The organism is Bacteroidales bacterium (assembly GCA_014860575.1).
GTDB lineage: Bacteria > Bacteroidota > Bacteroidia > Bacteroidales > JAAYJT01 > JAAYJT01.
This window is the reverse complement of sequence record JACZJK010000025.1, coordinates 24,173-49,146: the sequence shown is the minus strand read 5'-3', so window position 1 is coordinate 49,146 and position 24,974 is coordinate 24,173. Positions and strand designations below refer to the sequence as shown.

At 41.1% G+C, this 24,974-nt stretch carries 21 protein-coding genes; 17 read left to right on the top strand and 4 right to left on the bottom strand.

The genetic code is table 11. The annotated features are described in order from the left end of the window. Nucleotides 1-79: 79 nt before the first annotated feature. Both IH597_06770 and IH597_06765 read right to left on the bottom strand, forming a co-directional pair. Nucleotides 80-2,503: an ABC transporter permease gene (locus tag IH597_06770; protein MBE0662153.1), complete on the bottom strand. Its 2,424-nt coding sequence runs from the start codon at nucleotides 2,501-2,503 to the stop codon at nucleotides 80-82. 162 nt (nucleotides 2,504-2,665) lie between these two features. Continuing rightward, complete coding sequence (locus IH597_06765) at nucleotides 2,666-3,355, bottom strand: ABC transporter ATP-binding protein (GenBank protein MBE0662152.1); 690 nt, start codon at nucleotides 3,353-3,355, stop codon at nucleotides 2,666-2,668. A 315-nt stretch (nucleotides 3,356-3,670) separates the two neighbouring features. On the opposite strand from IH597_06765, the gene IH597_06760 reads away from it, so the two are divergent. The 3 genes from IH597_06760 (at nucleotide 3,671) to IH597_06750 (ending at nucleotide 7,319) form a co-directional block, all read left to right on the top strand. Then, entirely contained in the window at nucleotides 3,671-5,905 is a 2,235-nt protein-coding gene (locus IH597_06760) for a hypothetical protein (protein MBE0662151.1), read from the top strand. A gap of 109 nt (nucleotides 5,906-6,014) precedes the next feature. Then, on the top strand, nucleotides 6,015-6,725 hold the full coding sequence (locus tag IH597_06755) for a hypothetical protein (GenBank protein MBE0662150.1): 711 nt from the start codon (nucleotides 6,015-6,017) through the stop codon (nucleotides 6,723-6,725). 42 nt (nucleotides 6,726-6,767) lie between these two features. After that, on the top strand, nucleotides 6,768-7,319 hold the full coding sequence (locus IH597_06750; protein MBE0662149.1) for an RNA methyltransferase: 552 nt from the start codon (nucleotides 6,768-6,770) through the stop codon (nucleotides 7,317-7,319). Here IH597_06750 and IH597_06745 read toward each other — a convergent pair. Next, nucleotides 7,312-8,115: a hypothetical protein gene (locus tag IH597_06745; GenBank protein MBE0662148.1), complete on the bottom strand. Its 804-nt coding sequence runs from the start codon at nucleotides 8,113-8,115 to the stop codon at nucleotides 7,312-7,314. The two genes, IH597_06750 and IH597_06745, sit on opposite strands and share 8 nt — an antisense overlap. Nucleotides 8,116-8,381: 266 nt before the next feature. Between IH597_06745 and IH597_06740 the strand changes: the two genes are divergently transcribed. Beyond that, entirely contained in the window at nucleotides 8,382-10,844 is a 2,463-nt protein-coding gene (locus IH597_06740) for a hypothetical protein (GenBank protein MBE0662147.1), read from the top strand. Between the two features lie 72 nt (nucleotides 10,845-10,916). Here IH597_06740 and IH597_06735 read toward each other — a convergent pair whose 3' ends face one another. Further along, complete coding sequence (locus tag IH597_06735) at nucleotides 10,917-12,290, bottom strand: dipeptidase (protein MBE0662146.1); 1,374 nt, start codon at nucleotides 12,288-12,290, stop codon at nucleotides 10,917-10,919. Between the two features lie 134 nt (nucleotides 12,291-12,424). Between IH597_06735 and gap the strand changes: the two genes are divergently transcribed. From gap to IH597_06670, 13 genes are all read left to right on the top strand, one after another. Next, nucleotides 12,425-13,435 (top strand): type I glyceraldehyde-3-phosphate dehydrogenase, encoded by a 1,011-nt coding sequence (gene gap, locus IH597_06730; protein ID MBE0662145.1) that lies wholly within the window; start codon nucleotides 12,425-12,427, stop codon nucleotides 13,433-13,435. Between the two features lie 145 nt (nucleotides 13,436-13,580). Continuing rightward, a complete protein-coding gene (locus tag IH597_06725; protein MBE0662144.1) occupies nucleotides 13,581-14,588 on the top strand; it encodes an SH3 domain-containing protein in 1,008 nt (335 codons plus the stop codon). A 253-nt stretch (nucleotides 14,589-14,841) separates the two neighbouring features. Next, the gene (locus IH597_06720) at nucleotides 14,842-16,071 is read left to right on the top strand and encodes a sigma-54-dependent Fis family transcriptional regulator (protein ID MBE0662143.1); all 1,230 of its coding nucleotides are present in this window, start codon (nucleotides 14,842-14,844) and stop codon (nucleotides 16,069-16,071) included. Further along, the gene (locus IH597_06715; protein ID MBE0662142.1) at nucleotides 16,064-16,570 is read left to right on the top strand and encodes an LptE family protein; all 507 of its coding nucleotides are present in this window, start codon (nucleotides 16,064-16,066) and stop codon (nucleotides 16,568-16,570) included. Before IH597_06720 ends, IH597_06715 begins: the two co-directional genes overlap by 8 nt. 4 nt (nucleotides 16,571-16,574) lie before the next feature. After that, a complete protein-coding gene (locus tag IH597_06710) occupies nucleotides 16,575-17,237 on the top strand; it encodes a hypothetical protein (protein MBE0662141.1) in 663 nt (220 codons plus the stop codon). 29 nt (nucleotides 17,238-17,266) lie between these two features. Then, nucleotides 17,267-17,593, top strand: coding sequence for a preprotein translocase subunit SecG (gene secG / locus IH597_06705; GenBank protein ID MBE0662140.1), 327 nt, complete (start codon nucleotides 17,267-17,269; stop codon nucleotides 17,591-17,593). A gap of 287 nt (nucleotides 17,594-17,880) precedes the next feature. Continuing rightward, on the top strand, nucleotides 17,881-18,171 hold the full coding sequence (locus IH597_06700) for a co-chaperone GroES (protein MBE0662139.1): 291 nt from the start codon (nucleotides 17,881-17,883) through the stop codon (nucleotides 18,169-18,171). 35 nt (nucleotides 18,172-18,206) lie between these two features. Then, nucleotides 18,207-19,844: a chaperonin GroEL gene (groL, locus tag IH597_06695; GenBank protein MBE0662138.1), complete on the top strand. Its 1,638-nt coding sequence runs from the start codon at nucleotides 18,207-18,209 to the stop codon at nucleotides 19,842-19,844. A 165-nt stretch (nucleotides 19,845-20,009) separates the two neighbouring features. After that, a complete protein-coding gene (locus IH597_06690) occupies nucleotides 20,010-20,570 on the top strand; it encodes a DUF4468 domain-containing protein (protein MBE0662137.1) in 561 nt (186 codons plus the stop codon). Nucleotides 20,571-20,608: 38 nt separating this feature from the next. Next, nucleotides 20,609-21,943, top strand: coding sequence for a hydroxymethylglutaryl-CoA reductase, degradative (locus IH597_06685; GenBank protein ID MBE0662136.1), 1,335 nt, complete (start codon nucleotides 20,609-20,611; stop codon nucleotides 21,941-21,943). A gap of 2 nt (nucleotides 21,944-21,945) precedes the next feature. Continuing rightward, entirely contained in the window at nucleotides 21,946-22,884 is a 939-nt protein-coding gene (locus tag IH597_06680) for a GHMP kinase (GenBank protein ID MBE0662135.1), read from the top strand. 22 nt (nucleotides 22,885-22,906) lie between these two features. Next, nucleotides 22,907-23,965: a diphosphomevalonate decarboxylase gene (mvaD, locus tag IH597_06675; GenBank protein MBE0662134.1), complete on the top strand. Its 1,059-nt coding sequence runs from the start codon at nucleotides 22,907-22,909 to the stop codon at nucleotides 23,963-23,965. Between the two features lie 10 nt (nucleotides 23,966-23,975). Then, a complete protein-coding gene (locus tag IH597_06670) occupies nucleotides 23,976-24,941 on the top strand; it encodes a mevalonate kinase (protein ID MBE0662133.1) in 966 nt (321 codons plus the stop codon). Nucleotides 24,942-24,974 lie beyond the last annotated feature (33 nt).

Genomic DNA, 24,974 nt, shown 5'->3' with positions numbered 1-24,974 from the left:
TAAATCGTAAAGTCTTTAGTTTAGATAGTGTACGCAATTTTAACTTGCTTGCCCGAAATTGAACACACAGGAAGGATATTCATTCATACTTAATTGCATCCACCGGATTGCTCACGGCAGCCTTATAAGAATGATAACTTACTGTGAACCATGTAACGGCAATTGTGATCAATGCTGCCAGCAAAACCGAAGCCGCTTTGATACTCGTATGGAATGCGAAATCCTGCAGCCAGCGCGTAAGCAACCACCAGGCAACGGGTGTTGCAACCACAAAAGCAATTGCCAGCAACAGTGCAAATTCACGGTAAAGCAGGGTAAGGATAGCCGGTACAGTTGCCCCATGTACTTTCCTTATCCCTATTTCCTTAGTTCTTCGCTCGGTAAGGTATGAGGAAAGTCCAAGTAAGCCCATCAGAGCGATGAAAACGGAAAGTACGGAGAAAGTGGTAAATACTCTGCTGGTAGATGCCTCTGCAGAATAGCTTTCGTTTAATATTTCTTCAAGAAATTCATACTTGAGCGGGTGATTGACAGCATAATCCATCCATTTTTCACTGATTAAGGCGATAGCTTGTTGCTGTCGGTCTTCAGCAATGCGAATACTTAGAAATCGCCGGGGCCTGTCGCTTAAGAAAATTGTTATGGGCTCGATATCATTATGCAAAGAGGTAAAATGGAAATCCTTTAAAACCCCTATTACCTTGGTATTTCGGTTGGCAGTGCCGTCGAGTTGAATGCCGAAATCAATCTTCTTGCCAAGAGCATCATCGCCCCAGCCCATCCTGCGTGCAGCCGTTTCATTGATAACAACTGCCTCATTCAGGTCGGTTCCCATTTCGCGGTCGAACCAACGGCCTTCTTTGAGTGCGAGCCCATACATACTCATGAAGTCATAATCGGCCAGAAACAAGTTAAAAGTGTATTCCACCATTTGCTCTTCCTGCTCGGCCCGCATTACCTGGATTGAACGGATGTCACCTGGAACCGATGTGCTTGTGGCCATCGCGACGATTTCAGGATGATGAAGCAGTTCATCCCGGAAGGATGGCACTTTGCGGATAAATGCCGTGTCCTGCAATTCAATCACAACAATATTGTTTTTATCGTACCCTAAGTCTTTGTTTTGCAGATATTTTAGTTGCTCCGTAACAACCAAAGTGGCAATGATCATCACTATTGAAATGATAAATTGGAAAGTCACCAGTAATTTACGAAGTGTTCCTTTATTTCGACCAGCCTGAACGGAACCTTTTAAAACGGTAACAGGCTTGAACGAAGAAAGATAAAATGCCGGATAAACACCTGCCAGCAGCCCGGCGATTAATGTAATAATAAATGTAACTGTCAGTAAATTGGCTGAGAAGAGTTGTGGCAGCAGAAGCATTTTTCCGGCAAGTATGTTAAAATAGGGTAACAAAATTGCAGCCAGCGTTATAGCAATTAACATAGCAAAAATGGCTACCATCACCGATTCGGAAAGAAACTGCATGACAAGTTGTACGCGGTATGCACCCGCTACTTTACGGATCCCGGTTTCACGGGCACGTTTTTCTGATCGGGCTGTTGCCATGTTCATGTAGTTGATTATGGCAAGTAGCAATATAAACAACGCTAAAGATGAGAAGATATAAATATAAGCCCTGTTGCCGGTTGGTAAATCGGCCTCGAGCTGCGATCCAAGATGAATTTCATCAAGACGTGTCCACATAGGCGCAAACGTGGCGTTGATCTGATTGCCAATAGGTTCAATATATTTCTCATTGAAAGGTTCGTATTTTTCATAAATACCCTCCATAGTTGCACCTTCGGTAAGCAGCAAATAAGTAAAAGGATTAACATTCCAGAAACCTATGGGATCCAAACTGTTGAATTGTTCGAAACCAACAGTTTTTGCTACTGTTGCCATTGAAAGCAAGCCAATGAAACGCAAGTGAGAATTGGCAGGCAAATCCTCAATCACAGCGGTAACCCTGAAACTTTGGTTGTCCTGCGACTGAACCATTTTATTAATAGCCTCCTCATCACCAAAAAGTTTCTTTGCAAGGCTTGCCGTGAGAACCATTGAATTTGGTTCAGTAAGCGCATTTTGCGGCGAACCACTTATAAACGCATGTGTGAAAACATTAAAAATGGTTGAATCAGCAAAATAAATGTCTTTTTCACTGAAACTATTTTCTTCATACTTGATGATGAAGTTATCTCCCGGGCTGAACATCCGGACATATTCTATCACTTCAGGATATTCCAGCTTAAGCGCCGGACCAATAGGAAAAGATGTAATTGCAAACTTATCATGCCGCCCCGATATATTAAAATCTGACTCAAGTCTGTAAATGCGACTGTAATTCTCATGATGCTTATCAAACGAAAGTTCATCACTGAGGTAAAGCAAAATCAGGATGGTGCATGCCAGCCCAATGGCCAGCCCCATGATATTGAGCAAAGCATGAAATTTATTCCTGCTTAATGCCCGTAAAGCGTATTTGAGGTTGTTTGCTAGCATAATTTTCTAAGGTTATACAGTAATGCTGTGATGCAGTGGTGGAGTTATGGAGTAATGGAGTATTGGAGTAATTGAGTGATGTGTTGTTTAGTGGTTAAATTGTCAATTGGTGGTGCTTTGAATTTTGAATTTGGGACTTGGGACTTGGGATTTGGGACATTGCTACCTTGCCTGCGCTGCATGAATATTCTCCGTAACAATTTGCCCGTCGAATAACTGAATGATGCGTTGGGCATAGGAAGCATCATGCTGGGAATGGGTTACCATAATGATAGTTGTTCCGGCGTTATTAAGCTGGCTGAGCAACATCATCACTTCTTCGCCATTGGCTGAGTCAAGGTTTCCGGTGGGTTCATCGGCAAGAATTAGCTTGGGATTGGCAACCACAGCCCTGGCCACGGCAACTCTTTGTTGCTGTCCACCCGAAAGTTGCAGTGGGAAGTGTTTGCGGCGATGCATGATCTGCATACGTTCAAGTACTTCATCCACTTTTTGCTTACGATCTGCCTTAGAGATGCCCAGATAAATTAAAGGCAGCTCAACATTTTCAAAAACATTGAGTTCGTCAATCAGGTTAAAGTTCTGAAAAACAAATCCGATGTTGTGCTTACGCAAGTTGGCACGTTGCTTCTCCGAGAAGGAAGTAACTTCGTTGTCGAGAAAAAACATTTGTCCTGATGTTGCATTGTCAAGCAGGCCCAGAAGATTAAGTAAGGTTGATTTTCCGCAGCCTGAAGGCCCCATAATGGCAACAAATTCACCTTCATGAATACTGAATGTGACTTTATTCAGGGCAGTGGTTTCAATCTCATCAGTCCGGAATACTTTTGTAAGTTCAGTTGTTCTGATCATACCGGTAGTTATTTTTGGATATACTGGATTTAGACGTGAATTGATGATGCTATGTTACATTTTGTCAGGAAAAATTAGCAGCATGATTTTTGTACAAATCTAGCTCTTGTTGACAGGAATACTGTTTCACAGTTTGTTAAAAGATGTTAAAGTTACGTTGAAATGCGTGTTGAAGTAACAACTTATTAGCGTTGTTTAATAATCGGCAAGCGTTGAAGACTTCATCCACTTGTTTGACCCGTATTTAAATGCTAATCTATTAAAAGGACAGGTTAATACTTTACGGCACAATTTATTGATTAGAATTACTACAGAATGCAAAAGAAAGACATTGAAAAAACATTTGAGGCTTTTGATAACTATATGATTGCGAACCGAATCAAGGATGCTATTGAAATGCTGGAACTTAGCGAGCCCGCCACGGCAGAGTTTACTGATGAAATTGCGCGCATCAGTGAAACCTATCATAATCTTGTAAAATATACAATGCTTGGTGTGGACGATCCGCAGCGTTCAATAATTTACAAAAGCTTGCAACTGGGCTTGTATGAACTTTCGGATCGAATAAAACACAAACTATCAGAAAACATCAAATCTCAGATATACCTGCAAAACCCAGAGTCGGACCAGAAGGTGATGCAAACCTCCGCTTACGTAACTGAAATGTTTGAAAGCTATTCATTTGACTCGGAACTCAATGATGCCTTCATTGAAACAGAAATCGAGACGGGAAAATCGCCTCAGGATAAAGAACTAAGGAAAAAACATTTATTGTTTGTTTTGTTTGGCTGGTTGTGGTTTGGTGGCAAATTGACTGAAAGTGATAAACAACTCGTTCAGAAAATTCTCAACTCAGAAAGATTTGAATGGCACGAGAAATGCCTGGTAATTAGCGCTGTGACGATGGGGCTGGTCAAAGGGTTCGATGCATTCAAGTTCGAAATACTCTTTGAAAGTTACGGCCATAATGAACCTCAAATTTCGCAACGCGCTTTCACCGGGCTGTTCATTGGTCTTTATCGTTATGATGATCGTTTGTTTTTATACCCGCATATACTGAACCGCCTCAAAGCCATACAGGGTGATGAAATTCTTGAACGGGATGCCAAAACCTTGATTTTTCAATTGTTCAAGGCGAAAGATACCGATAAGGTTACAAAAAAGTTCCGGGAAGAAATTATGCCCGACATTGTGAAACATGCTCCCAAACTCGAAGACAAACTGGGACTGAATAAGATCGTTTCAGACGATCCTTCGGCAGATAAAAATCCAAAATGGCAGAAATTCTTTGAAGATAGTCCGGATCTGATAAATAAGTTGGAAGAAATCACACGGATGCAACTCGAAGGCATGGATGTGTTTATGAGCACTTTTGCCAATCTCAAGCATTTCCCTTTCTTCAATGAATTGATGAATTGGTTTATGCCGTTTCATACAAAACACAATATCGTTGAAGAAACGCTTGCCGGTGAGGAACCTCATTTCAGGGATGTGTTCATTGACGGTTTGACCCGCTCGCATTATATGTGCAATTCAGACAAATTTTCGTTTTGCCTGAGCCTGGGTTCAATGCAAAGCCAGCAAAAAGAAATAATGATTCAAATGTTTTCAGCCGAAGTGGAAGGCATGAAGGAAATGGAAAAGGAAGAAGACATTCTTGATGCCCGTAAGAAGACCAATAGCATTTATACACAGTACATCCAGGATTTGTATCGGTTCTTCAAGATTTACCCACGGCGGCAGGAACTTGACGATATTTTCAAATTCAGGTTCGATTTTCACAATAAAGGCTTCATGAAGCATATTATAACAAACAGTGCCGCATGGAAGAGCTATGCAGATTTCTACTTCGAAAAGGAATACTTTGGCGAAGCAATTGAAATTTATAAAAGAATTAACGAGGAAGGGGATAATACGCAGGAAGTGTTTGAGAAAATTGCCTACTGCTATGAAAAACTAAATAACTACCCTCAAGCATTATTATATTACCGCAAGGCTGAACTTTTTGAACAAAACAGGGCATGGAACCTGCGTAAAATTGCACGGGTTGAGTGGATGTTGAAAAATTATGAACAAGCCATTACAAGCTACAAGGAAGCAGAAAATCTTGAACCTGAGAACCTTCATTTACAAATCACAATCGGAAATTGTTATCTTAATTTAAAGGATTACAAACAGGCCCTCAATTACTATTATAAAGTTGAGTTGGCCTCTCCCGGAAACCTTGGGGTGATCAGACCAATTTCATGGTGTCTTTTCGTATCAGGCAAACTGGAGGAAGCAAAACATTACTATGAGAGATTGATTGAAGGTGATCCCAACAAATATGATTTTATGAACCTCGGGCATGTTTTGCTTTGTCAGAACCTAAAGCAGGAAGCAATCAACAGTTACCTTCATAGCCTGAATCAAAAGGATAACTCAATGCAGCAGTTTATGGCCGGTTTCGATGACGACAGGCAGTATTTGATCAAAAATGGCGTTAATGCTGAAGACCTTCCCTTGCTGGTTGATTACCTCAAATACACATTTGAACAGCAGCGCAGTTAATCGTAGCGCGAATAGTGTTATCTTTTATTAGACTCAAACCACAATTATAATGTGCTTGTATCAGGCTTCGAAATGTTGTAAATTTGGCATCAAACCAACATGTTGAACCATGAAATCAAATACTGTTATTGAGCGGTTTGGAGGCCTGATAAAAGAAGAACCGCTTACTTGCCTGAGTGATGAAACTTTGCAAGCAAATACCTGCGTGCTTGAATCGGTTTCGCCTTTTTTTGGATATTATAACCATGAACCCAAGGCACAAAAGCCTCAGTATCTGTATTTCCCTCTAAACGGATACTTCTCACTTGAAACCATTTCACGGGCTACCCAAAACATTCGTAAGAAATTCAGGCAACCGTATGATATGGTTACCGGCAACATTACTTTATTTGGGGTAACCAGCCAGGTTATCCGTATTCGAAATCTTGAGTATTATAACCACATTAGCACCTTGCAGAGCCTGTATCTCGATGAAGGGATTACATTCAGCAATAAATTCCGAAAGGCCAATAATGTTATGGCTATGATCAAGTTAAGAAAGTTCTTTTTTCTCGAACCTATTGAAGAAGATATCTTTATAGACAAAGCACAGCAGCACCATGCGTATTTTCTTGTTCCGGAACAAATTGATTGGGAAAGGTTCAAAAGCCTGACCGAACAAGTTAAATACGATCCGATCTATTTTTATTTCGACGGGGCAATTGCATTCATTTACCATAATGGAGATGTTAAAGATATGATAAGGATTTACCGCGAGAATTTCGCGCTAAACGAGATTAAAGCTATTAAGAGGAAATACATTGATCTGCTTAAGCGATAAAATCTCTATGTTTGCCTTTTTCGGGCACAATCTGATAACTGTATGAGAAAACTTAGCCTTGCTGAACTGGGCAGAATGAATAACGAAGAGCACAGAAAGGCACAGAAATTACCTGTAATTGTGGTGCTCGATAATCTTCGCAGTCAGCATAATATTGGATCCATCTTCAGAACCGCCGATGCCTTTAGGTTCGAGGCAATATACCTATGCGGAATCAGCGCCACGCCGCCACAACGCGAAATGAATAAAACCGCCCTGGGAGCCACAGAATCAGTAGCCTGGAAATATTTTGAAACTACCCTTTATGCGATTGAAGAATTAAAAGCTAAAGGCTACAAAATTTGTTCAGTCGAGCAAACCGAAGGCAGTACTCCATTAAGTGGGTTTGAAATACCTGCAGCAAATGGGTTGGCAGTTGTTTTTGGCAATGAAGTTACCGGTGTTGACCAGTCAATTGTTGATGCATCTGATTTTTGTGTTGAAATACCACAATATGGAACCAAACATTCTCTGAATGTGGCGGTTAGCGCTGGTATAATCAGTTGGGAAATTGTCAATCAGTTTATTGCAAGGCACCCGGGAATTATTAGTTAAGATAATAGATCAGCCCGAAAGCGAAGTAACTATACTTATCCCTTACTTCCCTTAGGGTTAGATCTGCATCCAGTTTGTTGGTGTTCACATTGTGGAGAACGAATTCAAGCGTTATATCTGTTTGAGACAGAAAGTAATTATTGGAGTTCAGGATTTGTTCAAGATTTGAATGAACGATAACGCCCACAGGTATTGACATTTCCCTTGTTATTACTGTAGATTTTGATCCATCAGGATTATATCCGAAAGCCCTTACAAAACTATCATCAGATAATTTTCGTTTGATGGTTCTGAAATCAACAAAACCATAACCTATGATTGCGTAAACATCAAGAGGTGTATAATCGTAATCATAAAAGAACAGGCCATTCAGGTTTATCAGGGCTTGCACTGAATAATCCAGGATGTTGGCAATAAAATATTCATCAGTTGATGGCTTTGCACCAGCAAGTTTCCCATTTGTTAACGAACCACGAATGCTTAACATAGGATTGAGGGAGTAAGTTGTTTGCAGGCCAAAGCCGGCTCGCAGTTCGTTAAATCCTTTGATGGCCGGGGCAAATTCATTGGTTTTGATATCCCCATAAAAAACCAGCAGGCCGCTATGGATTCCAGCGGACCATTGTGGTTTAAACACTTGTGCATTGACCATCTTCCCCGGAAGACCTGGAATATTGAAAACGACAACCAAATATATGAGCAGGGTTTGATGGCTCAAAATAAATTTCTTGATAGAGTAAGGGTATTTGCCTATTTGTTTGTCAGAAAATTGCTTTGTTTGGTTTTGAAGACCCATTACTGTATTGATTAATATGAATGGCTTTTTTTTAATTTTGCAAAATTAAATTATCACATCATATAAATACGAACAAACTAATAAGAAAGGGGTAATGTTTAAATAAAAATTGCAGTAAATCAACCAAATAATGTTTAATTAAGATCACATGGTATCAATAAACATTTATGAGTTTTAGCAGTTATTTTTTTGATCAGAGGATTTTCTCCCTATATTTGCATGAGAAAGCATTAAGAATTAATCAAATCAACCAAAATCTTTAGAATATGAGAAACAGTTATGAATTTTTAAAAGTGGTGGCAATTGCCTTTTTTATCGCTTTTTCACCGATGTTGACTTTTTCACAGGACAGCGGAGAGACCACAACACCTAAGGCAACTTCATCTTTCAGCCCTTACTGGTTTATAAACGGACATTTGGGATTTAACCAGTTTTATGGCGACCTAAACGAAGATTATTTTTTCCAGAATCCTGTTCAATGGAAATTTGCCGGTGGTATTTATCTTGGTCGCCAGTTTTCTCCTTTGCTTGGTTTACGCGGCGAGTTACTTTATGCAGGTCTCAGCGCTGAAAGCGATGTTGAAAACATGTATATGGTTGGCGATCTTTACGAATATAATATTAATGCCACATTAAGTTTCATCAACCTTTTTTCTAGCTACAACCCTGAACGCAAGTTTGACCTTTACGGCTTTGCCGGCATCGGACAATTCCATGCAAGAACAAACACCCGCGATATCTCCACTGACCAGCGCCTTGGCGTAGGCTACTACGGCAGGGTTGGTTACTTTGGCAAAGGAATTGACAATCGTGGTTTGTTCTTGGCCATCCCTTATGGATTGGGTATAAGCTATTCAATTGCAGAAAAATGGGACCTCACTTTTGAATCATCGCTGCGTTATACCGGTGCTGATGAATTGGATTCATACGTTGCCAACAAGTATGATCAATATGGTCCAACCACTTTTGGCGTAACATATAAGATGTATGCCGGAGTTGACCTGAATAAAATGGCCCGTGACTTTAACACCATACTTTTCACAGCTACACCAGAAGTTCTAGAGATGCATGGCGATTCGGTCCGAGTAACCATCACCGGCAAGGTTCCCGAAAATTATTTCCACAGCAAAGCAGCCATTCTTTTCACCCCTGTGCTTACTTACGAAGGCGGCGAAACACCACTGAAATCCATAAATCTGCTCGGCGAAGATGTAGTTGGTGATGGAATTACCATTAAAATGAAAGAAGGTGGAACATTTACCTACACCGAGGTATTCGCCTATAAACCCGAAATGGCAGTTTCAGAATTAGTGGTCACACCACTTATTTACGAACCCAAAGCCCCCGTTCCTGCTGGAATTACTGAAGAAGAAATCAAAGCAATGTACCGCAATGTTGAAGCTCCACAGGTTAAGCTTGTTGATGGTGTTATTGTAACCTCAACCAGGATTATGCATGATGAAATCGCCTTAATAGCTGATCATGGTTACGAAAAAGAAGTTATCATCAGCAAGGAAGCTAAAATATTTTTCCAGGTGAATATGCATAACCTTAATTGGAACCTTGCTCTTAATAAAAATGATGATGCAAAGAAAGGATTGAAAGAACTGGAAGATTTCCTGCGCCAGGGTTGGAAAATCCGCGACATTGATGTTAATGCATGGGCATCACCCGAAGGTGAGGAAAGATTCAACCAGGGTTTGTCAGAGCGGCGCTCACAAACCGGTTTGAAATATACCCAGGATATGCTTCGCAAATTGGTTCGCGAAAAAAACAGCATCCTAACCATTGCAAGTGTGGAGAACGATATTAAATATAACGTTCAAGCCCGTGGCGAAGATTGGGATGGTTTCATGAAAGCTGTTCAGGCTTCAAATATTCCAGATAAAAATGTAATTATCAATGTGGTTAATTCACAAGCTGATGTTAAAAAACGCGAACAGGAAATTCGCAACATGACCATTGTTTACAAGGAAATTGAAGAAAACATCCTTCCTCCGCTGCGCCGTGTTTCAATTAGCGTTAATGCTTACGAGCCTAAGAAAACCGATGAGCAAATTGCCGAACTTGCAACAACTGATCCTGGCCAGCTTGATGAGAAAGAATTGCTCTTTGCTGCTACGCTTACTGATGATAAGGACGTTCAACTTAATATCTTTAGATCAACAATTAACCAGTTCCCTGACAGCTATAAGGGTTATAATAATGCTGCAGCAATTGAACTTGAACGCGGAAACGATGCCAAGGCTGCCGAATATCTGCAGAAGGCTAATGAATTAGGTTCAGGCAAAGCAGAAGTATTAAACAACATGGGTGCTCTTGAGTCGAAAAAGAAAGACTTCAAGAAAGCTGAAGCCCATTATGCTGATGCACGCCGTTTAGGTGCAAATGTTGACCATAATCTCGGCATTGTCATGATCAATAAAGGCGATTACAGCCGTGCACTCACCTATTTTGGCGACAAAACCTGTAACCATAATGTAGCCCTCGCTCAGTTATTGTCGGGCAATATTGCAGGTGCGAACCAGAATGCAAAATGCGCTCCCGAAAAAGCCGAAACATCATACCTGCTTGCAGTTATTGCTGCCCGCACCAACGATGCACAGGCAATGATCAGCAATCTCAGCAAGGCCATATCACTTGATCCGGCATTGAAGACTGTTGCCAGGAATGATCGCGAATTCCTCAAGTTCTTTGAGAACCCTGAATTTAAAGCATTGGTACAATAAATGCCGATAGCGTTTTGAAATAAAAAAGGCTGGCCATTGCGGCCAGCCTTTTTTCAATGGTATCTAAAGGTTTTATTGTTTAAGCATTTCAGTGTAATACTTGTAAAAATAAGGAATGGTTTCAATTCCTTTATAGAACATCTCTACCGGATAGTTTTCATTGGGCGAGTGAATGGCATCAGACTCAAGTCCAAATCCCATCAATATGGATTTCTTGCCTAATACTTGTTCAAAGGTTGAAATAATAGGAATGCTTCCACCACTTCGTACCGGTACTGGCTTCTTGCCAAAAGTGGTTTCATACGCTTTGCTGGCTGCTTTATAGGCCGGGGTATTGGTAGGTGAAACATAACCTTGTCCACCGTGAAGCGCTTTTACTTCAACAGTTACATAAGGAGGTGCAATCGCTTTGAAATGTTTGGAAAAAAGTTCGGTAATTTTTAGGTGATTTTGATGAGGAACCAAACGCATTGAGATTTTTGCGTAGGCTTTGGAAGGCAAAACTGTTTTTGCTCCTTCACCGGTGTAACCACTCCATATACCATTCACATCAAGAGTAGGGCGGATGCCAGTGCGTTCATTGCTGGTGTAGCCATCTTCACCCCAGATTTCCTTAAGTTTGAGAGCTTGTTTATAATTTTCGAGGTTGAAAGGCGCTTTGCCCATTTCCGCCCTTTCTTCCAGACTGACATCTTCTACATCGTCGTAAAATCCAGGAATGGTAATATGGTTATTTTCATCATGAAGCGAGGCAATCATTTTAGCCAGGATATTGGCTGGGTTCGCAACTGCGCCACCAAACAAACCCGAATGCAAATCATGACCTGGGCCAGTAACTTCTACTTCAACATAACTCAACCCACGCAACCCGCTTGTAATTGATGGGATGTCTTTTGCTATCATACTGGTGTCAGAAACCAATATAATGTCAGAAGCGAGCATCTCTTTATGTTCTTCGCAAAATTTTCCAAGATTGGGCGAACCAATTTCCTCTTCACCTTCTATCATAAATTTTACATTGCAAGGCAGTGAATCGGTTTTAACCATTGCTTCAAATGCCTTTGCATGGATGAAGCCTTGTCCTTTATCATCGTCAGCACCACGGGCGTATATTTTTCCATCACGTACCTGAGGTTCAAACGGTGGTGTAATCCATTTTTCGATCGGGTCAACAGGCATTACATCATAATGAGCATACACCAGCACGGTTGGAAGTTTAGGGTCAATTATTTTCTCGCCGTAAACGACTGGATTGCCGGGTGTTTGAAAAATTTCCGCTTTGTCGGCTCCGGCCTTCAGGATAGTTTGTTTCCAATATTCGGCTGCTTTGTGCATGTCGGGTTTATGGTCGGCGATTGAACTGACAGAGGGTATTCTGATCAGGGCAAACAACTCTTCTAAAAACCTCTCCTTGTTGCTTTGAATGTAACTTTGAACTTTTTCCATCTTAAAAATCAATTAATTAATAGTGAATGATTGTAAAAAGGCAAAATTAAGAATTCTTTGTTAAACCTTTCCCCAAAATCAAATCACTACTTTTGTCAAGGATTCTGTTTTATGAAAATTTAACATGCTGTCTTATGAGAAAAATTCGTGTGGCTATCAATGGTTTTGGCAGAATTGGCCGGATTACCTGCCGGGCAATGGTGAACAATGATCAAATGGAACTCGTAGCAGTGAACGATCTGACCCAGGCCGATAACCTTGCTCATTTGCTGAAATATGATTCAGTGCATGGATTGTTTCCTCAAAGCGTTTCTGCCGAAGATGACTACCTTATTATTAATGGGAACCGGATAATTGTATTCAGTGAACCTGATCCTGCAAAAATTCCTTGGAACAGTTGCGATGTAGATGTTGTGATCGAATCAACCGGCAACTTCACCAACCTTCCGGATGCCATGCAGCACATCAAGGCAGGAGCAAAAAAAGTAATTATCTCAGCGCCGGCAAAAAACGAATCAGAACATGTGAAATACATTGTGCTTGGAATCAATGACCATATCATAGATAAGAGCGACCTGGTAATTTCAAATGCATCCTGTACCACTAACTGTGTAGCCCCATTGATCCAGATCATTGACGAAAACTGGAAAATTGAAAAGGGTTTCATTACCACAGTTCACAGCTATACACGCGATCAGAACCTGATTGATGCCCCACACAAAGACTGGCGGCGGGGACGGGCAGCAGCCTATTCAATTATTCCAACAACTACTGGTGCAGCCAAAGCTGCCACAAAAATATTTCCGCATTTAAAAAATAACCTGGGTGGCGCCGGCATCAGGGTTCCGGTTCCTGATGGATCTCTTACCGATTTTACATGCACCGTAAAAGAATCAACCAGCATTGCTGAGATCAACGCAGCATTTAAAGAGGCGGCTAAAACCCGTTATCCAAATATTCTACAATATACCGAAGACCCGATTGTATCCGTTGATGTGATCGGAAATACTCATTCGGCTGTTTTTGATGCAGGCCTTACCGCTGTGTTGGGCGATAAAAACAAGCTTGTGAAAGTGGTGGCATGGTATGATAATGAAATGGGATATGCTGCCAGGCTCGTTGAACTCATTCAAAAAATTTTCTGACCAAAAACCACTCTTTTTAGGGCGGTGCCGGATTCAATTACTCTTTCCATTAACTTTTCTGCTATAAGGGGGTTATTATATAGTGTTTTTAAATAAAATACTTAAACATTCTTTTAAAAAATCAATTACCCAAACCCTAATGAGTATGAAAACAGAATCCGGATTTACTTTGATGGAAGCTCATGAGTTCACCGATTGGCTCAATACACAAGATGTGAGCCGTGTGATCAATATCATACAGAACCATCATACCTACATTCCAGCTTACAGTCATTTTAATGGCAAGAACCACTTCGACCGTTTGAAAGCCATGCGTGATTATCATGTTGGCCACAACGGATGGAGTGATATTGCCCAAAACTTCACCACATTCCCTGACGGAACCATTGCCACCGGAAGGCAATTGCAATCCGTTCCTGTAGGCATAAAAGGACACAATGCACGCGGAATTTGTATAGAGCATCTGGGCAACTTCGATGCCGGGCAGGACACAATGACCGAAGCACATCGTAATACAATTATTCTAATCAATGCAGCACTTTGCCAAAAGTTTCGGCTCAATCCCACAGTTGATACAATTGTTTATCACCACTGGTTTGACCTGAACACCAGCCAACGCACCGGCGGAACAGGTGTAACCAAATCCTGCCCCGGAACTGCTTTTTTCGGGGGAAACAAAGAAGAAGCTGCAGTGAAATACTTCATCCCATTGATTCTCTCTAAGCTAACTGAATTGAGAGGCGGTGCTGCAGTAGCTGATAAGCCAGCCATTCCAGTCAGGTTTTATTACCACGTAACTGCCAGCAACCTGAATATGCGAACCGGGCCGGGAACAAACCACACACAGGTTGGAATGATCCATAACGGATCGGTGCTACCGGTTTATGAAGTTTCGGATACATGGCTAAAAGTTGACCCGGCGGGCAAATGGGTGGCTAAAAGCTTTGGTCTTTTGTTAGGGCAGGCAAGCATTAACGCCAATGTGCTTAACGTTAGATCCGGCCCGGGAACTAATTACCAGGTGGTTGCTTCTGTTAAAAAGGGCGAAGAGGTTTTTACTTATGCTGTTGAAAACAATTGGGTCAAAATTGCCATCAGCGAACAATGGGTTCATAAGGATCATATTGCCATGAAGCTCACCGCTCCTATATGACACGGTTTTCTAAGTTTCTCCATATTATAAAGGTATTTGTGTCCATACATTAAAGAACAGATGTACCAATTATCACCGAACCAACACAAGGTGGAAAATGGATTTTCGAATCATCACTATTGGTGATATAGCTTGTTGTAAATGAATATCCAATTGTGAAAAATCACCTTTTTACGCTAATTTTGCAAAAGTTCCGTTTGTTAATATTCGGATCAACTGGTTTTAAAGCTAACTATTCATCCCATAGGTCTCAATGGATATTCAATCAATTAAACTGCGCTTCGGGATCATTGGCCATTCTCCTTCACTTGACCGGGCGATTGACATTGCCAGGCAGGTTGCTCCCACAGATATCTCCGTACTGGTGAGCGGAGAAAGTGGAACAGGCAAGGAAGTATTCCCCAAAATTATTCATCAGCTCAGCGCCCGTAAACATGGGCCTTACATTGCCGTGAACTGCGGTGCCATTCCCGAAGGAACCATTGATTCTGAGTTGTTTGGCCATGAAAAAGGATCTTTTACCGGTGCCCACGAAGCCCGCAAGGGATATTTTGAAGTTGCAAATGGTGGAACCATCTTTCTAGACGAAGTTGCTGAATTGCCGCAATCAACACAGGTAAGGCTGCTGCGGGTTCTCGAATCGGGTGAGTTCATCAAGGTAGGATCATCAAAGGTGCTCAAAACCGATGTGAGAATTGTTGCTGCTACCAATGTGGATGTGAATGACTATGTGCAAAAAGGCAAATTCAGACAGGACCTTTATTACAGGCTGAATACAGTTCCAATTCAGATTCCGCCTTTGCGGGATCGGAAAAGTGATGTTTTGCTCCTTTTCAGAAAATTTGCCACCGATTTTGCAGAACGCTACCGTATGCCTGTAATTGAACTCGAAGAAGAAGCTCAGCAGATTCTGACTAACTACAGATGGTACGGTAATATCCGTCAGTTAAAAAATATTTCGGAACAGATTTCTATTATTGAAGAAAAACGCCTGATCAGCGCACAAACCCTGTTAAAATATTTACCCGAAGGCCAACACCGCGATTTGCCAATACTTTATAGACCTGAGCAAATCACCGGCGAGCTTTCTGAACGCGAATTGCTATACAAGGTACTATTCGATATGCGTCGAGATATTACTGACCTGAAAAAATTGGTTTTTGAGATCATGCAGGAAACCGGAAGAACAGAAACCTGGGCCAAAGAACTACCTCAGAAAATGCACAGGCTTTTCAAAGATAGCGAAGTGCATACACCTGAAGTGGATGATGTTTCCATTCATCAATCCTTTGGATCGCAAGACGAGACACTTGAAGAGCCCGAAGTGCTCGAAGAATCATTATTGCTTGAGAAAAAAGAACGTGAATTTATCGTAAAAGCGCTTGAAAAGCATGGAGGTAAAAGGAAATCAGCCGCCAGGGCGCTTGGTATTTCGGAAAGGACATTGTATAGAAAAATCAAGGAATATGACCTCAATGAATAAACTTGCAGTTTATTATCTGTTAGTCTTCTTTCTGGCCCTAACTTCGGGCTGTGGCGTATATTCGTTTACAGGCGCTTCAATTCCACCCGAAGCCAAAACGATTTCAATCCAGCAGTTTCCAAACAACGCACCCCTTGTTCAACCCGTACTCAGCCAGCTGCTCACTGATGCATTGAGTGACAAATTCTCCTCACAGACCAATCTGAGCCAGGTTCCTATAAACGGGGATCTTGCATTTGAAGGCTCTATCACTGATTACCGCACACAACCGGTAGCTATCACCGGCGACCAAACTGCCGCGATGAACCGGCTAACTATTGCAGTAAAGGTTGTTTTCACAAACCGTGTAGATGAAAAGCAGAATTTTGAGACTACTTTTTCGCAATTTAAAGATTATGACAGTTCCCTGCCACTATCATCCGTAGAAGAAACATTGATGGGTGAGATAATTGAAGCCCTTGTGCAGGACATATTTAACCGATCTGTGGTAAACTGGTAGGCATATGAATCTCCAGGATTTTGAAGCATATATTGATAATCCCGCTTTACTTGATGCCTCGGCAACAGAATTGCTGAAAAACATCCTGGCAGAATATCCTTATTGCCAGTCGGTTCATGTATTATATGCCCGCAATCTTAAGAACCTGAAACACATTTCTTACAGTTCTCAACTTCGGGTGGCAGCCGCTTATGCCGGAAACCGGGCAATATTAAAAAGTGTTTTGCATGCCGAACCCAAAGCTGATAACTTTGTATCAGACCGCGTAGATATTGAAGAAGAGTTTGAAGTACTGCCTGTGGGGTCGGATTGGTCCGGCACAGCTCAAGCTCCAGATACTGACGAACCACTAGTAACAACCAACCTTGAGGGTGAAGAAAAACCTAGACAAGAGATTTTGTCGAAAGATGAAATCGTTGACCGTTTCATTCATGCGAAACCGCATATTTCAAGGCCCCAGAAGGATTTTTTTAACCCGGTGAATTATGCCCGCCAAAGCGCTGTTGACAATGAAACAATTGTGAGCGAAACACTGGCAAAAATTTTCCTCAAACAAGGACATACCGAAAAAGCTATAAAAGTTTACGAAAAACTGAGTTTGGTTTTTCCTGAAAAAAGAACTTACTTTGCAAACCTTATCGAAAAAATAAAAGACAATCACAAGTAACACATTATCAATTTAATAACATTTTTGTCATGGGCGGATATATTTTAATTTCGGTGTTAATATTAATCACATGCACCCTTTTGGCCCTCATCGTTCTGGTTCAGAATTCAAAAGGCGGTGGATTAGCTTCAAATTTTGCTTCATCGAACCAATTCATGGGTGTTCGTAAAACGGCTGATTTCCTCGAAAAATCAACATGGACTCTTGCAGTTGTACTGTTGGTTTTAAGCCTTTTTAGTGTTTTTGTTATTCCCCGCCATCAGGCCACTAATGTTGCCGATACTGAATTAAGGCAACAAATTGAAGCCGGCACCGCAACTCCTGTTCAGGATTATCAAATGCCACCGGAAGAATAAGCTCTATTAACTCAATCTAATCAAATGTCAGAATGTCACTGGTTCTGACATTTTTTTTTGCCATAACCGGCATCATTACCTGACTTAGTAATTTTGGCAATTGCTGATTAGAACTTAATATTCGGAGTTAAATTATTGAACGGTATAGATTTACAGACACTGTTGCTCATTAATTACTGATACGCACCGAATACTATATCCTTCTTTGGCACAAATTATGTCAGTGAGGCGCTCAGGAAAAAATCCACATGAAGTTATTGTATGTCTAACATAAAAATCAATTAAAAATGGCAAGTTTGAACATTAAACCAATTGCAGGAACGCAGAATCGCGTCGTTATAGAACCTGCTCCAGCTGAGGAAAAAACCAAAAGTGGTATCATTATTCCCGATACCGCAAAAGAAAAACCACAAAGAGGAACAGTAATATCTGTTAGCGAGCTGGATGAGAAAGGTAACAAACCTTCAGTAAAACCAGGCGATAAAGTATTGTACGGAAAATATTCAGGAACTGAGATCAATGTGGAGGGTTCTGATTACCTGATCATGCGCGAATCGGACATTCTCGCTGTTATCTAATTTAAAATTCAGTTTAATCTTAAAAAAATATAACAATGGCTAAAAAAATAATATTCAATCTTGAAGCCCGCGATCAGCTTAAAAAGGGCGTTGACGCATTATCAAATGCAGTGAAAGTAACATTGGGACCCAAAGGCCGCAATGTAATTATTGATAAATCCTATGGCGCACCAATGATTACGAAGGATGGTGTTACTGTTGCAAAAGAAATTGAACTCAAGGATCCCATTGAAAATATGGGCGCACAAATGCTTAAAGAAGTTGCCTCAAAAACTGCAGATGTAGCCGGTGACGGCACTACCACTGCAACGGTTCTTGCCCAGGCAATTGTAACAGCGGGCTTGAAAAATGTAGCCGCCGGCGCAAATCCAATGGATCTGAAAAGAGGCATTGACAAGGCTGTTATCAAGGTGATTGAAAACCTGAAAAAACAATCAAAGGAAATTGGTGACAGTTTTGAAAAAATTGAACAGGTTGCTTCTGTTTCGGCCAATAATGATGCCCACATTGGCAAACTGATTGCCGAAGCTATGGGAAAGGTTAAAAAAGAAGGTGTGATCACAATTGAAGAAGCCAAAGGCATTGAAACAACTGTGAAGGTTGTTGAAGGTATGCAGTTTGACCGTGGTTATATTTCTCCATACTTTATTACCGATGCTGAAAAAATGGAAGCAGTTTATGAGAACCCTTATATCCTGATCCATGATAAAAAAATCAGTGTCATGAAAGACATGCTTCCTGTGTTGGAAAAAGTTGCACAGTCAGGCCGTCCGATGGTTATTATCTCCGAAGATGTTGATGGCGAAGCGCTGGCAACCCTTGTTGTAAATAAGATCCGCGGTTCGTTGAAAATCGTTGCCGTTAAAGCTCCTGGTTTTGGTGATCGCCGAAAAGAAATGCTGGAAGATATTGCCATCCTCACCGGCGGTACAGTTATTTCAGAGGAAAAAGGCTACAAACTTGAAGATGCAACCCTCAGCTATTTGGGTCAGGCAGAAAAAGTAAGTGTTGATAAAGACAACACAACCATTGTCAGTGGCAAAGGACAGAAGTCGGATATTGAAGGCCGGATCAAACAGATTAAAGCACAAATGGAAACCACCACTTCCGATTACGACCGCGAAAAACTACAGGAACGCCTCGCAAAACTTGCCGGTGGTGTTGCCGTGATTTATGTAGGCGCTGCCAGTGAAGTGGAAATGAAAGAGAAGAAAGACCGCTTCGACGATGCTTTACATGCAACACGTGCCGCTATTGAAGAAGGCATAGTGCCAGGTGGCGGTATTGCTTACATTCGTTCGATTGATGCGCTTGGTTCAGTAGATTGCGAAAATGAAGACGAAGAAACAGGCGTTCAGATCGTGAAAAGAGCCCTTGAAGAACCATTGCGCCAGATCGTAGAAAACGCAGGCATGGAAGGATCAGTTGTAGTTCAAAAAGTAAAGGAAGGCTTAGGTGATTATGGCTTCAATGCCAGGACCGATGTGTACGAAAACCTTTATGAAGCCGGTGTTATTGATCCAACCAAAGTTACCCGTGTTGCGCTTGAAAATGCCGCTTCTATTGCAGGAATGCTGCTTACAACTGAATGCGTTGTAGCTGATATTAAAGAAGATAAAGACACGCCTGCCATGCCAAATCCCGGAATGGGTGGTATGGGCGGAATGTACTAATCAATTCCTGTTTACCTTATCTCCAACAGCCGTTTTGTCAGCAAAACGGCTGTTGCTGTTTTATATCTGAAGCCTGACACGCTTATTTACCGGTTCCTGAGTTTTTTATACCCGGCTTACTTAATTTAACTAACTTCGTATAATTAAATATAAATTTTACTGATTATGAAATCAATAAGATATTTCCTGGCATTGATGATAATGTTGTTTTTCGCTTTTGTTAATCTATATTCGCAAAACATTGAACAAAGTTCAAAAATCCCTGTTGATGGTGTTACTGGTTTGATCACGTACCAGGATGTAGTGCAAACAGAAGGCAACAAACAGGAACTATTTAACAGGGCCGTTGGCTGGGTTAACCAGTTTTATGTGAACCCAACAGAAGCAACAAAGGTAAGAAGTCCTGAAAGCGGCATAATTGAAATAGTTCACCGTTTTAAGATCACCAACGAAGTGGAAGGGGGTGTCCAAGCCGATGCAGGCACTATCTTATATTCTTTGAAAATTGAATTGCGTGATGGACGGTTCAGGTACTCAATGGACAATTTCGTTTTGCGGCAAGCTTCCCGGTTTCCTGTAGAACGTTGGCTTGACAAAAGCGATCAGGCATATAATCAGAACTGGGATAACTATCTGAGTCAGGTTGATGTTTTTGCAATAAGCCTTGTGGAAAGTTTGAAAACGGCAATGCAACCAGAAGTAATATTAAAAGAGGAAGAGTGGTAAAACACTTTAAGGTCTTTTTGTGAATTTATAACAGTAACATGAAAAAGAATGATACAATCAAAGGGTTTTCAAAATTAAGTAAAGAAAACAAGATTGAGAGGATCGCATCTTTTCTTCAGGAACCGCAAGCGGGGGTAAGTTTGCTTAAGTCGTTCTGGCATGCAGATTCAGGTGTTCAAAAACTTCTTGATGAGTTTAGTGAAAATACCATTTCAAATTATTTTTTCCCCTATGGTGTTTCACCCAATGTTATGATCAACGGTGAAGTACTGATGGTTCCGATGGTTATTGAAGAGAGTTCGGTAGTTGCAGCAGCCGCCAACAGCGCCCGTTTCTGGATCGAGAGAGGTGGATTTCACAGCAAGGTAATTTCAACAACAAAAGTTGGTCAGGTGCATTTCATCTGGGAAGGTGATCACGATTTATTAAATGCATACTTCCATGAGCTACGCTCATTAATGCTTGGTCGAACAAGGACCATTACTGCAAACATGGAGAAACGGGGCGGTGGTATTTTGGATATTGAACTGCTCAATAAGCGTCATGAGATTTCAGGCTACTATCAGATTGTTGCTTCGTTTGATACCCGTGATGCCATGGGGGCAAATTTTATAAATACCTGCCTTGAAGAATTTGCTGAGGTTCTGAAAACAAACCTGGATATGAATCCCAAATTAGGAGGCTACGAATGCCAGGTGATCATGTCAATATTATCAAATTATACACCTGAATGCCTCGTTGAAACATGGGTCGAGTGCCCTGTTGAAGAACTTAAAGGCATTGATGATGCCACTGATCCTGAAGAATTTGTTAAGAAGTTCATTAAAGCTGTTGAGATTTCGCATGTTGATGTATTCAGGGCCGCGACCCATAACAAAGGTATCTTTAATGGAATTGATGCAGTAGCCCTTGCTACTGGTAATGATTTCCGTGCCGTTGAAGCCTGCGGGCATGCTTATGCTTCCCGCACCGGCAGGTATAAAGGCTTAACCGAGGTTGAAGTGAAAAACAATATTTTCAAATATAAACTTTCTATTCCGCTGGCCCTAGGAAGCGTTGGTGGTTTGACCCACTTGCATCCATTGGCAAGATTCTCACTTGAATTGATGGGAAACCCATCAGCAGAAAAACTTATGATGATTGCCTCTGCTGTTGGTCTTGCGAACAATTTCAGTGCATTAAAGTCGCTGGTGACCAAAGGCATTCAAAAGGGTCATATGAAAATGCATTTGCTTAACATACTGAATACCTTTAAAGCTTCAGAGACTGAAAAAAAACTGGCAGTTGAATATTTTAAAACAAATCTTGTATCGAACCTTAATGTTTCAAACTTCCTTAATCAAATAAGGTTCAAAAAAATAAAAGGTAACTAAACGTGGCTCCCCATTATTACAAATCGAACGGTAAATTATTGATTTCAGGTGAGTACCTGGTGATGCATGGTGCGGTTGCCTTTGCTATTCCGGTCCGTTTCGGTCAAAGCCTGGAAGTGCTGGAGTCTGATGCTGAAAGCGTGTTAAGGTGGGAGACGTATGTTGAGGAAAATTCCTGGTTCAAGGCTGAATATGAATTGCCAGGGCTTGGGATCGCAAACCATAATAACAGTAAATCTGCTGCATTTGTACATGAAGTTCTTCTTGCCGCCCAAGGTGTGAACCTAGATTTTTTAAATGGTTCTGGCGGATTGCAGGTTGATTGCAGAATTGATTTCAACATGGAATGGGGTCTTGGATCAAGTTCTTCCCTCATTTCCAATATTGCTTATTGGGCTGGTATTGATCCTTTTATGCTTCATGAAAAGGTTTCAAATGGCTCAGGCTATGATATTGCTTGTGCGCGATTAAACAAACCTATCTTATACGAAAACTCAAATGGCACCAAGAAGATTATTACCGTTGAGTTCCAACCGAAATTTCTTAAGAACCTGTATTTTATTTACCTCGGCAAAAAGAAAGACTCTCAAGCCGATGTGAAATTATTTAAGAATGATAAGCGTGACTTCATAGTTGAGGTTAAACAAATCAGTGACATCAGCAGGAAAATGGCATCCAGCAACAACTATGAAGAGTTTGGCAAGCTGATGCGCGATCATGAAGAGATACTGACTTCAGTATTGGGGAGGCCATCACTCAAAGAAACCAATTTCAACGATTTTGACGGCGAGATAAAATCTCTGGGAGCCTGGGGTGGTGATTTTGCAATGGCATTGTGGCCTCATGAATCGGAAGAACTTAAAATGTATCTTGCCACGAAAAACCTTGGTGTCTACTTTGGCTATAATGAAATGATATACAAAACCGATGAGCAGGCATAACGAGAAAAATAAAATACCAGCAATGGACGAACCAACATTTGAGTTCGAAGCAGGTTGGCAAAGTCCATCTAACATTGCGCTTGTAAAATACTGGGGAAAAACCGCTAACCAAATTCCCATCAATCCGTCGTTGAGTATGACCCTGCATTCTTCAGTTACCCGAACGAGTATTCGGGCGGTGAAGAAGAATAAAGCATCAAGAAAAGTTCAGCTTAAGTATAGATTCGAGGGAGAGGAAAATATTGCATTCCAATCAAAGGTCTTGGTTTTACTTAATAACCTGGTTGATGAATTCCCTTTTTTAAATGAGTATTCACTTGAGATTGATAGCACAAATACATTTCCGCATTCGGCTGGTATTGCATCTTCGGCGTCATCCATGAGTGCACTTGCACTTTGCCTGTTAAGCATTCAGGAAAAAATCACAGGAAAAAAAATGAATTTTCATGCGTTTTATAAAAAAGCCTCTCATATTGCCAGGCTTGGATCAGGAAGCGCAAGCCGCTCAGTTTACGGAAATTATGTTTTGTGGGGCAAGTACATCAAGGTGCCTAAATCGGGCAATTTAACTGCCATTCCGTTACCTGTGAAATCCCATCCTTTATTTTCAAACCTTAACGACAGTATTCTTGTTATTGATCAGGCAGTTAAACCTGTATCAAGCCGGGCCGGACATGAGAAAATGGGAACACACTTTTTTAGAAAAGGTCGCATCGAGCAAGTAAACGAACATTTAATAGTAATAATAAAAGCAATAATGTCAGGCGATTGGGATTCTTTTAGCCGGGTTGTTGAAAATGAAGCGTTCACATTGCATGCGTTAATGATGAGTTCTGATCCCGGCTTTACCCTTATGCAACCTGCCACATTAAAAGCAATTGAGAAATTAGCTTCTTTCCGATCACAGTACGGTGTAAAGATTACCTTTACACTCGATGCAGGCCCCAACCTTCATCTGCTCTATCCGGATGAAAACAAAGCTAACATTCAGGATTTTATCAAACAAGAGCTTGCCCCCTTATGCACGAACAATTACGTTATTCACGATCGGATCGGTTCAGGGCCGGTTCAAATCAATTAAACCATCATTCATGAAAAAAAAACCAGATATATTTTATTCCAAAATACTCTTATTTGGAGAGTACAGTATCCTCTGTGATTCTATGGGGCTTACAATACCTTACACCCACTTTAAAGCTGAACTGAGTTTTGTCAAAGACAATAAATATACTGACCTCGATTATGCCCACAGCAGCAATGAACTGTTGGCCCAATATCTGCCTTACATCCAAAATCTAAAGCTCAAAAACGAATTGAAATGTAACTTTGATGTTGATGCATTTGCCAGGGATCTGAAAAATGGTCTTTATCTTGAAAGTAATATTCCGCAAGGATATGGTGTAGGAAGTTCCGGCGCACTGGTTGCTGCTTTATACAAAAGATATGTTTCCGATCCGTTTCCTGATGATGGTGTAATGACATCAGAGCAAATTAACGAGTTCCGCTTGCAGCTATCTCAATTGGAATCATTCTTTCATGGAACCAGTTCGGGCATTGACCCATTGAACTGCTATCTTGGACAACCTCTCCTCATCCGTTCGCGCAAGGATATTTCAGTTGTGGGTATTCCAGGTGATGAACAGAATAAAGAAGGAGGTATTTTCCTGCTGAATACCGGTACGCCAGGAAAAACTGAACCATTGGTAAATTTGTTCATGGAGAAATGCCAGGATGATTCTTTTAAGCAAAACCTCCAAAACATTATGATCCCACTCAACAATAATTGCATCACAAGCCTGATCAATGGTGAAACTGCAGCATTTTTTGAGAACCTTCATAAACTTTCTGCCTTCCTGCTTGAGAACCTCAAACCTATGATCCCGCATAATTATGAGAAATTATGGAAACTTGGCCTTGAATCCGGTGATTTCTATATAAAATTATGTGGTTCCGGTGGAGGTGGTTTCCTCCTTGGGTTTACACGTAATTATGAAAAAGCCAAACGCATATTGAAGTCGCAGAACATTGATGTAATTCCTGTCTATCTCAATTCGTAATACATGGTTCTGGCTATTTTTATAAGTGTATTG